The sequence below is a fragment of the Pantoea sp. X-Soil-MYKO-1785 genome (assembly GCF_059730675.1).
Map to the genome: position 1 here is coordinate 358,802 of NZ_AP036001.1, position 14,608 is coordinate 373,409.

A 14,608-nucleotide genomic window follows, 5' to 3' on the forward strand; every position below is an offset into this window, starting at 1 on the left:
TCGTAACGCATTGACTTTTAATCCCGGTCATCGAGAATGTCCCTTTTGCGACCTGACCAGAGTTTACTGGAGTTCATCATCGCCGTTTATTACCGTCCCGGCCCGACCCGGACCTTTATCAGGCGAGGCGTGGCGCTGGCTACCGCACTGCTGCTGATCGGTTGTGCCTCGCAGCCGCCGCGCTCGCTGGTCACCCCGTTCCCACCGGTTACCAGACAGCCGTTGCCGGTGACCCCACAGCCGCAGAGTAAACAGCCGGTGCGTGGCGTCTGGATAGCCACCGTTTCGCGTCTCGACTGGCCGCCGGTCGAATCGGTCAACGGCAGTGCGCCTGCGTTGCGTATCAGCCAGCAGCAGCGCGCGCTGATCGCTAAGCTGGATAATCTGAAAAGTCTCGGCATCAATACGGTGTTCTTTCAGGTTAAACCTGATGCCACCGCGCTGTGGCCATCAAAAATTTTGCCGTGGTCAGATATGCTGACCGGCAAAATCGGTGAGGACCCCGGCTACGATCCGCTGCAGTTTATGCTGGATGAAGCGCATAAGCGCGGTATCAAGGTACACGCCTGGTTTAATCCCTACCGCGTCGCGGTGAACACCAAACCTTCCACCGTCAGTGCGCTGAATCGCACCCTCTCGCTGCATCCGGCCAGCGTATTTGTGCTGCACCCGGACTGGATACGTACGGCCGGCGACCGTTTTGTTCTTGACCCTGGCATACCGGAGGCGCGTGACTGGATCACCAGCATCGTAGCCGAAGTTGTCGCACGTTATCCGGTCGATGGCGTGCAGTTTGATGACTACTTTTATGCCGAATCGCCCGGCTCGATGCTCAACGATAGCCAGACTTTCCGCCGCTACGGCGAGGAATTTGCTGCTAAAGCAGACTGGCGGCGACACAATACCCAGCTGCTGATTGAGCAGGTATCCCGCACCATTAAACAGCTGAAGCCAGAGGTCGAATTTGGCGTCAGTCCGGCCGGCGTCTGGCGTAACCTGTCACACGATCCCGCTGGATCGGATACCCGAGGCGCAGCCGCCTATGACGAAGCCTATGCGGATACCCGTCGCTGGGTGCAGCAGGGACTACTGGATTACATCGCACCGCAGCTCTACTGGCCTTTCTCGCGCCAGGCCGCACGGTATGACGTACTGGCTAACTGGTGGGCTGAAGTGGTGAAACCGACCAAAACCCGGCTTTATATCGGGCTGGCGCTGTATAAAGTGGGCGAACCGTCAAAGATTGAACCTGACTGGACCCGACTGGGTGGCGTGCCTGAGCTGAAAAAGCAGCTCGACCTGAATGAATCGAACCCCAATATCGATGGCACCATTTTGTTTCGCGAGAATTACCTTAATCAGCCTCAGACCCGCCAGGCGGTGGAGTATCTCAGAAGCCGCTGGGGCAGGTAGCAGAAGGCGCAAGTGTAAGGCCAGTGCGGTTAAGATTTTCCCCGCAGTTAACTGTTATTCTTGGGCTTTATAAGGGGAGAACTATGAGCAACCTGATCGATATTTTTACCAGCCACAAAAGTGAACGCAGTTTTACAGAGCAAGCGGTCGATGATGCGGTTCTGGATCGGATAATCAGTACCGCCTATCGCGCGCCGACGTCGGTGAACTCGCAGCAGGTTTCAGTGGTGGTGACGCGTGACGCCAGCCGACGCGCTCAGATCGCCGCGATAGCCGGCGGCCAGCCGTGGATTGCCAAAGCACCGGTATTTATTACCTTCGTGCTCGATATGCATAAATCGGATCTGGCCATATCGGCCATCGATCAGCAGCAGATTGCCCATCAGAGCATTGAAAGTATTGTCTCCGGCTCCACCGATATCGGCATTGCGCTGGGCTCGGTAATGGCAGCCGCGCGAGCGGAAGGATTGGGTATTGTCCCCATCGGCGGTATTCGTCGCGATCCGCAGGCGATGATTTCGCTGCTGGAGTTGCCGCCTCTGACTTTCCCGATTGCCGGTGTGGTTATCGGCCACGTTGATCAGCCTGCGCATCAGAAACCGCGTCTGCCGATGGCGACCTTCCGCCATGAAGAGACCTATCGGACTGAGCAAATGGCGCAACACATCGCTGCCTATAACGATGAGATGGTCCAGCACTGGAAAAACATCGGACGCAGTGATGGCGAAAGCTGGAGCGAAAGCGTCAGCGGTTACTATAAAAACATCTACTTCCCGAACGTACTGCCCGCGCTGCTTAAACAGGGTTTCGGCAACGATAAATAAGCTGCTTAGCTAAAGCGTAGTTGGCCTGCGCCAGCTCTTCTCAGGGCCAGTCGTAACGTGGTATACGGCTGGCCTTTTTCATTTTGTTACGATAACTCGCCGTAACCTTCCTGGCGCTAAACCATAATTCCTCTTTTAAACGAAGCGCAAACGCATGACTTCGCTTTCAGGGAAATTTTATGTCTCAGCGTTCTCTCACCGCTCTCTGTCTGATGAGTTTTTTTCTGGCCGACGTACGTGACGGCCTCGGGCCGTTTTTGGGTATCTTTCTGACCCAACGCCACTGGCGGCCCGACGAGATCGGACTGGTGATGACCGTTGGCGGCATCGCCGGACAGCTGGCCACCTTGCCTGCCGGCATTATGGCGGATGCCACCCGACATAAAAAAATTATCGTGCTGTTGGGTTGCCTGGTGATTACGTTCGCCACGCTGCTGCTGTGGTTCAGCAATCAGAGCTGGGTAGCGATGGTGTCGCAAATCGTGGCGGGCATTGCTGCGGCGTTTATTGGCCCTACGGTAGCAGGTATCACTCTGGGATTAAGCGGCCAGCCTGGTTTTAACCGGCAGATGGGGCGTAACGAAGCGTTTAACCACGGCGGTAATACCGTTGCCGCGCTGCTGGCCGGTTTTGCAGCCTGGCACTGGGGAATGGGCGCGGTATTTATTCTGATGACAATGATGGCGATATTCGCGGCTGTCGCCACGCTGGCCATCCGTGGAGATGAGATCGACCATCAGGTGGCGCGCGGTTATGAAAAGCAACAACACGCGGCTCCGGCTCAGGGGTTGTGGGTGCTGATGCGACAACCCGCGTTGCTGATGGTCGGGATTACCCTGCTGCTGTTTCACCTTGCCAATGCCGCGTTATTACCGATGCTCAGCATGCGTGTCGCGTCAGCGGGCACCGACGCGGCGGTCAGTCCCGGCCTGTATGCGGCCGCAACGGTGGTGATATCACAACTGGTGATGATTCCGGTTGCGCTGTGGGTGTCAAAGCGAATTGGGACGCACGGTTATCGTCCGCTGATTAGGGTGGCGCTGTTAATTTTGCCGCTGCGCGCGCTGCTGGCGGCCAGCTTCTCCGAACCGATATTCGTGATACCGGTGCAGATGCTGGACGGTATTGCCGCCGGAATACTTGGCGTGGCAGTTCCGGGCTATATCGTCTGGTTGTTACGCGGTACCGGCCATGTTAACGCCGGGCAGAGCGTGATAATGCTGATGCAGGGAGCCGGTGCTGCGCTCAGTCCGGCCCTGACTGGCGCCATCGCCGCTCGCTACTCCTACAGCATCGCCTTTTACGTACTGGGTGCCATCGCACTCTGCGCACTGATTCTCTGGTGGCGCGGTGGGACAGATCCTGAAACTCGCCTTGCCTGATTCAGCCACAAAAAAGGCTGCCCGGTGGGCAGCCGTTTCTGGCAAATCCGTTTGCGACCATCCGTTATTTATACAGTTCAGCGGTCATATGAACACGATTATTGGTGTTCGCTTCGGTGATTTTGTACTGTGCGCCCTGTTCCTGAGCCTGAGCGGCGATTTTCGCTTCTGCGCCATCCAGAGTGGAAGAGGTAACAGAGACACTTTGTGCGAAGCTGCCAAATGAGATCAGCGAAAGAGCGGCGAGGGCGGCGATAGAAGTCGATTTAATGGTTTTCATGGTCATATTCCTGTTGGTCAGAGAGGAGGTTACTGCCTCCGATAGGAATAATGATAACCAAGGTTACTATACCAATATTGATAATTAGTGCGGTTATGATGATCGCGCTAATCAAGTTGCTGACTGGAGGAGAGCGTCTGCGCCACTTCAATCATTAAGCCGCGCAACCAGCGGTGAGCCGGATCGTCGCGGTAACGCGCGTGCCAGCCCATTTCAACCGGAAAGGTGCCAAGGTCGACCGGAGCCGGTAGCACCTTCAGCCGCGGATCTTTTGCCAGCTGCTGACAGATCAACCGGGGCAGCGTCGCGCAATAGTCGGTCACCGCTATCATCTCCGGCACCGCCAGAAAATGCGTGACTGATACTGCAACCTGACGGCGCAGCCCGCGCTGCTCCAGCGCCTGGAACAATCCGGCTCGCATCCGGCCGGGCGGCAGCACATTGACATGCCTGAGCTGCTCATACTGTTCCGCGCTCAGCTCGTCAGTAACCTCAGGATGATCGGCCCGAACCACGCACGCCAGCCCTTCATCCATCAAATGCTGTACCACCAGGTTATCGGGCGGCACAACGATGCGTCCCAGCACCATATCTGTGTTGCCGGAGATGACGCCGGTTTCGGCAATGTCGTTGCCAAACGGCGTCAGCCGCAGACGAATGCCTGGGGCAGTGGTGCGCAGGCGCGCCACAATGGTCGGCATCATGACGAATTCAACGTAGCTGTTAGGGGCCAGTGTAAAGAGCCGGGTGGCGTGGCGTGGGTCAAAATCCTGCTGGCCGAGGATAACTTTGTCGATCGCGCCGAGCGAGGCTGCAACCACTTCGGCGAGCTGTTCCGCCATCGGCGTTGGACGCATGCCGTAGCGTTCGCGAATAAACAGCGGATCGTTAAGCGTTTCCCGCAGCCGGTTTAACGCATTGGAGAGCGCCGGCTGGGTAATCCCGAGCCGCTCCGCAGCGCGGGTGACGTTGCGCTCCTCCATCATCACCAGCAGGACAGGCAGTAAATTCAGATCGTATTTCATTGAGCTATAATGCTATGTGAATAGCTGAAATTGAAGAAATAAATTTCAGAAATATGTCCAGCCAGGTAATGATGGCCCGGTCAACAGAGAATACGGCTGAACAGCAGCCGGTTCCGAACCCTAAACTTTAGCCTGAACCGATACACAGAGACGGAGCAAATATGAAAATTTTAATGGTACTCACCTCGCATGATCAACTCGGCAACACCGGCAAGAAAACGGGCTTCTGGCTGGAGGAGTTTGCCGCCCCTTATTACGCTTTTACCGATGCGGGCGTTGAAGTAACGCTGGCGTCACCAAAAGGCGGCCAGCCGCCGCTCGACCCGAAAAGTGATGAGCCTGGTTCACAGACTGAACAAACCCGTCGCTTCCATGGTGACAAAGAGACTCAGGCAGTACTGGCTGCTACCGTCCGCCTCGATTCAGTTTCACAGGATGCGTTTGACGCTGTTTTCTATCCTGGCGGTCACGGTCCATTGTGGGATCTGGCCAACGACAAAAACTCAATTGCATTGATTGAACAGACTCTGCAGGCGGGTAAACCGGTAGCGCTGGTCTGTCATGCGCCGGGCGTACTGCGCGATGTCAAAAGCGCCGATGGCGAGCCACTGGTAAAAGGTAAGAAAGTGACCGGCTTTACTAACACTGAAGAAGAGGGCGTTGGCCTGACCAACGTGGTGCCTTTCCTGGTGGAAGATGTGCTGAAACAGAATGGCGGCATCTATTCTCGCGGTGATGACTGGCAGTCTTATGCGGTGCAGGATGGTCTGCTGATTACCGGTCAGAACCCAGGTTCTTCGGTTGAGACAGCTCAGCTGCTGATGAGCCAGCTGTCGAACTAATTGGCTGATTGTATTACCAAAGCTTGACCGCTACTTGACCGCTAAAAGGCACCGGTAAGGTGCCTTTTTTCGTGTCACGCGGGTCGCTTCTTTATTCAGTGCTCTGTTCACTTCGCTGCGTACCAGGTGGCTAAGCGCGCAGTCCCGGTAACGGAGAATGTATCGACGGTTCGTACCCGAAGGCAAGGGGGCAATAATGATATAATCACCAGGCTAATTATTCAGTATAAATAGATTAGAATTCTATTTTTATTCGTAGTGATAATAAAACTGCGGGGGGTCTCATCCTGCCTGAGAATGATTATTAACGCTATTGCTAAGCTACTGAAGATATAAACATGTTTTTAAAAACAGTGTTGACTTTGAAATTTAAAATCGTAAAGTAAGACACATCAGCGGCAAACAAGACGTCTCTGATAAAGTAAGTTGAAGTTTGAGTTAAATTAGTAAGCACTCCTGTTAAATTGAGTTATGTATTAATAGCACTGTTGAATGGAGTATCGTTAGTAAAAAAGTAGTAACTAGTAGTCAGTAAAGTAGTTTTAGTAAGTTGATGTTATTGCAGTAAAAAGTATTCGCGATGATGTAAGGCCTCGTAGTTCTGAACGTTTACGTTACGACAGGATACGATTGCGGTTTAAACGTCGTAATGAAAGTAAGGCAACGCATCAAAGAGTATATATCGCGATGGGGGTGTGCAGGTTTATCCGGGCCTGACCTGTCTTTGTCTCATAAAAGACTATCAGGTGGTGAAAACCGCTAATGATAATGAGTGACTTCAGGTGTTCATTATTATCCGCAGGACCTGTTCATAAATAGCAGTACCGAAGCAGTAAATCTCAATTAAGTTCCTTAATGGTAAATGTTAAATCGGTAGTACCTTAAAAGCCCTGGCTAACTCAGTCAGGGCTTTTATCATTGCAGGCAGGACAGAAACAGCAGGGCAGACGATCTGTTTTCGATTGCAGGGTTACCGACTGACCCGCAACACAAGCAATCCGCCACTCCACCGCACCAGCCCGGCAAAGCCATCGCTCACTTTTCAAACTTACCAGCCTGAGGTCCCAGCGCGGTAAGCCTGCCAGCTAACTCATTGATCACACCAAACCAAAGAATCAGTCTGGCGCTCCCTGCAATTGAAAAATCAATCCAGCAATCCAATCCAGCAATGTACTTCAGCTCAACCCAATCCTGCATAACGCCACTGGTCTGCTATCAATTCTTTGTAGACAATCATGTCTGCAGAGGTGTAATCAGCCAAACCCTTTTATCGCTGCCTGACCTGACAGCCAATGCTTGTTGCGATGAAACATCTGAATCAGTAATCGCGCATAACAGGACGTATAGCGAGTCATGGCACTATTGCCTGCCGGGAAAAGCGCGTCAGAACAGCGTTTATCTTCGCCTTGTTAAGTGGGTTCATGCTGTCGATTTGCCAATTAACATTCTGATGCCGCAGTAGAGTTGCACGCTTCAGGACTAAGCCAAACGCTGAACATTAAGCCGCTGCGTTTTACATGCCATTTAACTTTTTAAACAAAAGTAAAAAAGTATTACTCAGCGAAAAAAGGATGATAACCGATCGATTTGGGTAAGTGATTAGCGCAAATATATTTTTCTTGTTTACCGTCTTGCTTATTATCCGCGCTATCTCGCTTCGGCTAAATATAAATCAGGGCCAGGAAGTTGTAATAGGCTTGCAGCGCGAAAAAGCCCGGCTAGACTTATCACTGCAACACGAAAACGGCTGGCGTAATAGAATTATGCTGGTTGCCATTAATCAAATGACAATATGTTCAGGAGGAAATTATGGCCGAACATCGTGGTGGTTCCGGTAACTTTGCAGAAGATCGTGAAAAAGCATCTGAAGCAGGAAAAAAAGGCGGACAAAACAGCGGCGGTAACTTCGCTAATGACCGTGAAAAGGCTTCAGAAGCCGGTAAGAAAGGTGGCCAAAACAGCCATGGTGGTGGACGTAAGTCCGAATAAGAAGGCACCATTGAGTGCTTTTTAACCACCAGCCCCGGCTTTCTGCCGGGGCCTGTTATAGTCCCTGTTGTCATCAAAATGTTGTCATCAAAATTAAGTTTCAATTCTTCCAAAATTGATATCCAATCACTTAGCCTTAAATTCTTTTCCTGCTTTCAATTGCTGATGTTAAATTCCACTGGCTATCCCCGCTAATTTCACTCTGAATAATTCTGCATAATAGAGAACCGCTGCAAGAGAAAAAATGTTGTGCAGCTTTGCTTATCTGAATTCGTGATATATATATCGCCATAACGGCGCTTCATTTTCTCTGTTCGCTGATTATTGCCAGTGGCCGCATTGAGTGACAAAAAAACGGGCTGGCCGATCAGCCAACCCAATCGAGGTAGTCATGTAACAGAAAGTGTCGTCTCATCAGCAACAGTGATTAATAACTGCCGTAGCCATTGATGACCTTTGTGCCGATGGGTTCGTTGATGCCAGGCCAGTGTTTTGCTAAAGCCAGGCAGGGTAAGCGGCGGCGGCAGTTGGGTCAGACCCGCGCCAGGGATCGCCAGTCGACGTGGCACCACACTGATTAAATCACTGAGACGCAGGATCTCGGGCAACACCAGAAAGCTGCATACTGACACCGTGACCCGCCGGCTGCGGCCCAGGGCAGCCAGCGCCGTATCTGTTACTCCGCTGAAGTTACCGCCAGGATAGGAAACCAGTGCATGCTCCAGCGCACAAAAAGCATCCAGCGTCAGCGGTCCGGCGCTTGCCAGCGGATGATCGTCGCGTAGCAAACAGACATACTCCTCATCAAATAAGTGACGGGTATGCAACTCCTGCGGCGTGGTGTCAGGCGTCAGCAAGGCCAGATCGACCGCTCCGCGTTCAAACTGCTCCTGCAAGATCTCATTATTGACCGGGACCACCGCCACCCGAATGCCGGGAGCCTCGCGCCTTAAACGGGCTATAAACGGGACGATTACCGCACGCAGCGCATAATCTGTCGCGGCGATCTGCAACGTCATCTCAGCCGTTAACGGATCAAACTGTTGTGGCTGCAGCAACTCCTCCACTTCCGCCAGTATCGCTTTAACCGGCGCAGCCAGTTCAAGCGCCCGCAAAGTTGGCACGATACCGCGCTGAGCTCGGGTAAACAGCGGATCGTCAAAACTGTCTCGCAGCCGGGTTAACATGCCGCTCACCGCAGGCTGGGTCAGCGATAATCGCTCGGCAGCGCGGGTAACGCTGCGCTCATCCAGTAAAGCATCCAGCGTTTTCAACAGATTTAAATCGACGTTGTGAATGTTGCTGCGCATTTTCTTCTCGCGGCTGGTCAGTCAGACAAGCAGTTTTTGATATTAGTTACGATGATATCATGCATTAATTATCACGATTGGCGTTATTTCAGCGTCGCCCTGATACTGCCTCGGTTCGCTGCATAAGCGCATTGTCACCTCTAAAGGCAGGATAAAATGAAAATGAATGCAATTAACTGGCCGGAAGCTTTTGTACCGGGCTATAGCGATAATTTTTGCTCAAATGAAATGATTGTCGCCGAACTGACGGTGCAGCAAATCTGGCGATTGCTGAGTGAACCCGCACGCTGGTCCGACTATTACGCCAACTCAGCTAATGCGCGTTTTTATGACAATAAAGGTCCGGTACTGGAGCAGGGAGTACGCTTCTATTTCGAGACCTTTGGCTTCCCGGTTGAGGCTCAGGTGACAGAGTGTATTGCACCGGCAGAAGGCGAGGCTGCACGCCTGACCTGGCACGGTTGGGCGGGTGAAGCGGGTGCCGCCGATCGACTGGATGTCCTGCATGCCTGGCTGATTGAGGCTCTGCCGGGTAACCGGGTTCGGATACTGACTCAGGAGACGCAGAATGGACAGCCGGCACGCCAGCTGGCGGTCACCAAACCTAACCCGATGATCAATGGCCATCAGGACTGGCTGGATGGACTGATAGCGGCTGCGAAGGCGGCCAGAGCCTGAGGCGAGTGGTCTGGCACCAGTGGTTGCCAGACCGCTAACTTTGCCCGCCTGATTGATCACTCCGGCACTGAGTACGGGTCTGCTCTTTATCCCGCACGCTGAACGGGTCGTGGTAGCGCTGCATCATTTGCCGGCAGGCTTTATCAATGGCCGCATCATCATATTCGTTGAGGTTAGCCAGTAAGATCCAACCCGCCAGCGCTGTGCTGCCTTATCCGGTCGCGTGTAACATCACGATGCCATTTCCCTCAGCAACATGAAAAGTTGATCGATGTGATTAAGTCTGGCTAACACGGGGCTGGCAGTGTCGATAATCGCTCGCCGGGTGGATGTACCCGCGGCAATCCCCTTGTCCAGCGTGAGCAGCCGTGTCATCACTAACAGCGTTGCCAGAGAAATGCATCCCCGGAATCAGCCCAGTGCAATCAGGCGTAGCGTAAGGCGTTCCAGCGAGGAAAAAATCCACGCCCGCTGTCAAAATCAATCAGATAAATCAATGCCGCAAACAGCAGGTTTATAATTTCACGGTCGACTTTTTCGCCTGCCCGACTCTTTATATAGCAATCAGTCGCGCGTCTGCTACACCATCCTGTCTGGGCGTCAGATTGAGCGGCCAGCAAATTCTGCTGCATTAGAAAGAGAATTTTGCAGGCATCATTCAGGGAAAGATCATAAAAAATCTGGTTATAATCGTGGTAAATGCAAACGCAAACCATAACTCCCTGAATTGTATATTTATTTTAAAAATAGCAGTGGCGAGATGGTTAGCGACGAGTAAGAGCATTAAGATGTGGCGTAATAAATACCCGATTTAAAACAATCACCTAAAATGGATTGTTCACTGCGAAACAGGTTTGCAGAAATAATGTGACCGCTGTTTTTCAGCGGTTTTTACGGTTTCGCATGGTAAAAGAAAATTCCTGGTCCATATTAATTACTTCGGCCAGACGGCCAGATTTATGACGTATGCTTTATTCTTTCCTTTTATTTTCACAATGCCTGATGACATAAGGAACTAAGATGTCCACTGAATCTGTCAACGATATATCCAACGATTTATCACAGTTTGTCGGTACACATTTTGTTTATACCTATGATAATGGCTGGAAATATGAATGGTATGCGCGTAACGAAACCACCTGCGATTACCGCATTCATCAGGGGCTGGTAGGGGGGCGCTGGGTCACTAATCAGAAAATGAACGCGGTACAGTTTGCACCGGGCATTTATAAGGTCGACTGGCACGAACCCACCGGAACCTGCGTCAGCCTGCTGTTTGATCTGTCACGTAAAATCCTCCACGGCACCATCTTCTTCCCGCAGTGGATTGCCGGTGAAGGCCAGCATCCGGAGAAGACGATTTGCTATCAGAACGATTTTATCGAGGATATGCATCGCTTCCGTGATGAAGGACCGGCCTATCCGTACGTCATCATTCCTGAATTCGCCCAGGTCACTTATATGAAAAATGAGGGTGCGGATAACGACGCGGTAATCGATAAAGCGCCGGGCCAGTTGCCCAGCGACTTTTTTGACGGAAAATAACCGCTCAGGTTATCCGCCCTGCTGTGGGCGGGTAACCTGTTGCTGGCGTGCCAGGGTACGGGCGAGGATTGAAGAATAGAGCGGTTTGCCACCCAGAAACTGGGCCAGCAGCGTGGCACCGAGGCAGGTAATGATCATCGGCAGGATCAGCTGATAATTATCGGTCATCTCCAGCACCAGTACGATGCCGGTCAGTGGCGCACGCACCGATGCCGCAAACAGCGCCCCCATACCGGCGATAGCGAAGGTGCCTGGATCAAGTTGATAGAGCGGAAAAAGCTGGGTCATCGCCACGCCAAATGCGGTACCCAGCAGCGTGCCAAGTGCCAGCATCGGCGCAAATATACCGCCAGGCGCACCGGAGCCGAAGCAAAGCAGGGTGGTTATCAGCCGGACGATAAAGATCAGCAGTAGCAGGGCGAGAGGGAACATCCCGTGTACCGCCTGCGGTATCAGTTCTGACCCGCCGCCCGCTCCGGGCGCAAACACCAGCGACAGCACCCCACATCCACCGCCGAGCAGGGCGCCTGCCAGTACCACGCGAGCCGTTTTACCGGCATACAGGCGGGCAAACAGATCCTGAGTCAGGAATATCAGACGGTTAAACAGCACCCCTACCAGGCCAATAATCATCCCCAGCACCAGATAAAGCCACAGCGTCTGCACCGGTGCATCAGCCAGTTTACCAACCGAAATAACCGCCTGCTCACCGTTGAAACAGCGATAGACGATGCTCGCCATGATCACGCCGGTGAACACCGCTTTTATTGAAATCAGGTTGTAGCGGAATTGGGGACGCATCTCTTCAATGATAAACAGGATACCGGCCAGCGGCGCATTAAATGCCGCGGCCAGCCCGGCGGCGGCCCCGGTCGCCAGCAGCGTATGGCGCGACTCGTTGCTGCGCAAGCCGATGATATCAATCACCATGCGGCCAATATTCCCGCCCAGCTGAACGGTAGGACCTTCCCGCCCCAGCACCATACCGGCCCCGAGCGTGCCCATGCCGCCAAAAAACTTAACCGGAATCACCCGCCACCAGCGCACCGGCCGCAGCTCTTCCAGTGCGCCTTCGATTTCCGGAATCCCTGAGCCGCCCGCTTCAGGCGCGAAGCGCTTCACCAGCAGATAGCCGACCATCGCCAGCAGGGCAGAGACAGCAAACGCAGCAGCATAAAGCGGCCAGCCCTCGATTATCGCCGGAGAAATTGTGGTGGCACGCCACTGCTGGATCGCCTCAACGGCGCGGGCAAACGCCACACCAGCCAGGCCAACCAGCGTCCCGACCAGTGCAGCACACAACAGCACCGCCAGCGGGGTTTTATCACGATAGAGGAGCGCACGGAACATTCGGCTGCGCGCAGCCAGCGTGCGGGGAACATACACCGATTGCGGTGATTCTTCATTCATGCGGGAGAGTTCTTGTTTGAATCGAGCCAGGCCTGACAGTTTACTGAGGCAGGCCTGGAAAACAAAATCTCATATCAATGAATATGTAAATGCTCAGGCGCTGAAGACTAGCCCGCCTGCGGTGGACATACCACTTGCGCCATCCGTTCGCGGTAGGCTGAGTTATCGTTATTTTTGAGCGCCTGTGCCGCAGCAATCAACGGTGCTTTATCATTTTTATCGTTCAGAAAGGTCTGGCGCAGCGCTTCATCTGACAGAGACGGCGGCAGCTGGCATTTTTCACGCAGATCGTCGGTGATCTGCTGCTGTCTGAGGGCAAATTGCAGCGTTTGGTAAGCTGAGTCTGCCAGGGCAAGCGGGCTTAACAGCAGCGAAATAACCAGGGCACTGCGAACCACATTAATCATGATGATCTCCGGCGACCGGTAACCCACAGCGGGCCCTGAGTCGTTTTCAGTTAGAATTAATCGCGATAAATGCGTAGCCTGACAGCTGAATCGTTACCAGCTTACGGCTAAAGCGTCGCGAATCACTGACTAATCATAGCAATACTGGTGCCAGAGGGAGCTGAGATGCAGCCACATTCCACTGAAATTCTCGCCGCAGACTGTTGTATTGTCGGCGGCGGCCCGGCCGGACTGATGCTGGGATATCTGTTCGCCCGGTCAGGCCTGCGGGTGGTCGTCATTGAAAAGCACGGCGATTTTCTGCACGATTTTCGCGGCGATACGATTCATCCTTCGACGCTGGAGATCATGCATCAGCTGGGGCTGCTGGAAGAATTGTTGAAACTGCCGCACCAGCGCGCGGAAAAGCTGGAAGCGGAGATCGCCGGTCAGAGCATTACCATGGCAGATTTTTCGCGGCTGCCGGTGCAGTGCCGGTTTATCGCCTTTATGCCACAGTGGGACTTCCTTAACTTCCTCGCCGGGCAAAGTGCCCGCTATGCTGGCTTTACGCTGCTGCAATCGACGGCGTTTGAAGACTTTATCTACGATAACGACAGCGTCAGCGGGGTTATTGCCACCCGCGGCGACCAGCGACTGCATATCCGCTGCAAAGTAGTGATTGGCGCGGATGGCCGCCACTCGCAGGTCAGAGCGCGCGCCAGCCTCACCAGCCAGACTTTCGGGGTGGCGCGTGATGTTATCTGGTTCCGGCTGAGTAAGCAGCCAGACGATCCGGTGTCAGGCATGGGGCATAAAGGCCCGCGGCAAAATTTCATCGTGATCGATCGCGGTGACTACTGGCAGTGCGGACTGACGATCCCGAAAGGCGAATTCGAGGCGCAGAAAGCGGCAGGGCTTGAGGCTTTTATTGCGCAGGTTGCCGCCGTCTCGCCGTTTGGCGCACCGCGTCTGGAGGAAATCAGCAGCTGGGATCAGTTTAAGCTGCTGTCGATACGCATTGACCGGCTGGATAAATGGGCGAAACCGGGCGTGCTGTGTATTGGTGATGCTGCCCATGCGATGTCGCCGATTGGCGGCGTCGGGGTCAATCTGGCGATTCAGGATGCGGTGGCGACCGCCAACCTTCTCACCGGGCCGCTGCTGGCCGGTGAGCTGAGCCTGCGCGATCTGGAAAAGGTCCAGCAGCGTCGGCAATTCCCGACGGTGGCAACGCAGTTCCTGCAAATCAAAATGAGCCGTAATAAAGCCAGACGAAAATCACCCGGCGGCAGCAAAATTCCGGCTATTATCCGTCGGCTTCCGTTTCTGCGCTTTGTCTTTGGCCGGCTGATTGGGTTGGGGTTTCGCACCGAATCACCGGTGTTGAATAAGTAACGGAAAGAGGTAAATGATTTCGACAGCGATTAGATATCATGCGACACTGTTTCACGCTGAAATTAATGACAGCCAGCATCGCTACTTATCTGAAATTTGGGCGCTATTTACATCTTTTTAAGCTAA

General features: G+C 53.4%; 14 protein-coding genes. 8 read left to right on the top strand and 6 right to left on the bottom strand.

Annotated elements, in window-relative coordinates; translation table 11 throughout:
- The first annotated feature begins 45 nt into the window (after window positions 1–45).
- From AC6I8D_RS21650 to AC6I8D_RS21660, 3 genes are all read left to right on the top strand, one after another.
- On the top strand, window positions 46–1,413 hold the full coding sequence (locus AC6I8D_RS21650; RefSeq protein ID WP_497821060.1) for a glycoside hydrolase family 10-like protein: 1,368 nt from the start codon (window positions 46–48) through the stop codon (window positions 1,411–1,413).
- An 83-nt stretch (window positions 1,414–1,496) separates the two neighbouring features.
- Window positions 1,497–2,237: a nitroreductase family protein gene (locus AC6I8D_RS21655; protein WP_312053990.1), complete on the top strand. Its 741-nt coding sequence runs from the start codon at window positions 1,497–1,499 to the stop codon at window positions 2,235–2,237.
- A gap of 179 nt (window positions 2,238–2,416) precedes the next feature.
- Complete coding sequence (locus tag AC6I8D_RS21660) at window positions 2,417–3,619, top strand: MFS transporter (RefSeq protein WP_497820913.1); 1,203 nt, start codon at window positions 2,417–2,419, stop codon at window positions 3,617–3,619.
- A 64-nt stretch (window positions 3,620–3,683) separates the two neighbouring features.
- Here AC6I8D_RS21660 and AC6I8D_RS21665 read toward each other — a convergent pair whose 3' ends face one another.
- The gene (locus tag AC6I8D_RS21665; protein WP_312053993.1) at window positions 3,684–3,899 is read right to left on the bottom strand and encodes a YdgH/BhsA/McbA-like domain containing protein; all 216 of its coding nucleotides are present in this window, start codon (window positions 3,897–3,899) and stop codon (window positions 3,684–3,686) included.
- A 107-nt stretch (window positions 3,900–4,006) separates the two neighbouring features.
- Window positions 4,007–4,924, bottom strand: a complete 918-nt coding sequence (locus AC6I8D_RS21670; protein WP_497820914.1) for a LysR family transcriptional regulator — start codon at window positions 4,922–4,924, stop codon at window positions 4,007–4,009.
- A gap of 161 nt (window positions 4,925–5,085) precedes the next feature.
- On the opposite strand from AC6I8D_RS21670, the gene AC6I8D_RS21675 reads away from it, so the two are divergent.
- Window positions 5,086–5,766, top strand: a complete 681-nt coding sequence (locus AC6I8D_RS21675; protein WP_312053996.1) for a type 1 glutamine amidotransferase domain-containing protein — start codon at window positions 5,086–5,088, stop codon at window positions 5,764–5,766.
- A 1,035-nt stretch (window positions 5,767–6,801) separates the two neighbouring features.
- Here AC6I8D_RS21675 and AC6I8D_RS21680 read toward each other — a convergent pair.
- A complete protein-coding gene (locus AC6I8D_RS21680) occupies window positions 6,802–6,963 on the bottom strand; it encodes a hypothetical protein (protein ID WP_497820915.1) in 162 nt (53 codons plus the stop codon).
- A 612-nt stretch (window positions 6,964–7,575) separates the two neighbouring features.
- Between AC6I8D_RS21680 and AC6I8D_RS21685 the strand changes: the two genes are divergently transcribed.
- The gene (locus tag AC6I8D_RS21685; RefSeq protein WP_031377499.1) at window positions 7,576–7,755 is read left to right on the top strand and encodes a con-10 family general stress protein; all 180 of its coding nucleotides are present in this window, start codon (window positions 7,576–7,578) and stop codon (window positions 7,753–7,755) included.
- A 389-nt stretch (window positions 7,756–8,144) separates the two neighbouring features.
- Here AC6I8D_RS21685 and AC6I8D_RS21690 read toward each other — a convergent pair whose 3' ends face one another.
- Window positions 8,145–9,065, bottom strand: a complete 921-nt coding sequence (locus AC6I8D_RS21690; RefSeq protein ID WP_312757396.1) for a LysR family transcriptional regulator — start codon at window positions 9,063–9,065, stop codon at window positions 8,145–8,147.
- A 162-nt stretch (window positions 9,066–9,227) separates the two neighbouring features.
- On the opposite strand from AC6I8D_RS21690, the gene AC6I8D_RS21695 reads away from it, so the two are divergent.
- Both AC6I8D_RS21695 and AC6I8D_RS21700 read left to right on the top strand, forming a co-directional pair.
- Window positions 9,228–9,743, top strand: coding sequence for an SRPBCC family protein (locus AC6I8D_RS21695; protein WP_497821061.1), 516 nt, complete (start codon window positions 9,228–9,230; stop codon window positions 9,741–9,743).
- Between the two features lie 1,020 nt (window positions 9,744–10,763).
- Window positions 10,764–11,288 (top strand): phenolic acid decarboxylase, encoded by a 525-nt coding sequence (locus AC6I8D_RS21700; RefSeq protein WP_312054002.1) that lies wholly within the window; start codon window positions 10,764–10,766, stop codon window positions 11,286–11,288.
- 9 nt (window positions 11,289–11,297) lie between these two features.
- Here AC6I8D_RS21700 and clcA read toward each other — a convergent pair whose 3' ends face one another.
- Complete coding sequence (gene clcA / locus AC6I8D_RS21705; RefSeq protein ID WP_312757398.1) at window positions 11,298–12,698, bottom strand: H(+)/Cl(-) exchange transporter ClcA; 1,401 nt, start codon at window positions 12,696–12,698, stop codon at window positions 11,298–11,300.
- A 107-nt stretch (window positions 12,699–12,805) separates the two neighbouring features.
- Window positions 12,806–13,105, bottom strand: coding sequence for a YicS family protein (locus AC6I8D_RS21710; RefSeq protein ID WP_312054005.1), 300 nt, complete (start codon window positions 13,103–13,105; stop codon window positions 12,806–12,808).
- A 165-nt stretch (window positions 13,106–13,270) separates the two neighbouring features.
- Here AC6I8D_RS21710 and AC6I8D_RS21715 point away from each other — a divergent pair, with 165 nt between their 5' ends.
- Complete coding sequence (locus AC6I8D_RS21715; RefSeq protein WP_497820916.1) at window positions 13,271–14,482, top strand: FAD-dependent oxidoreductase; 1,212 nt, start codon at window positions 13,271–13,273, stop codon at window positions 14,480–14,482.
- Window positions 14,483–14,608 lie beyond the last annotated feature (126 nt).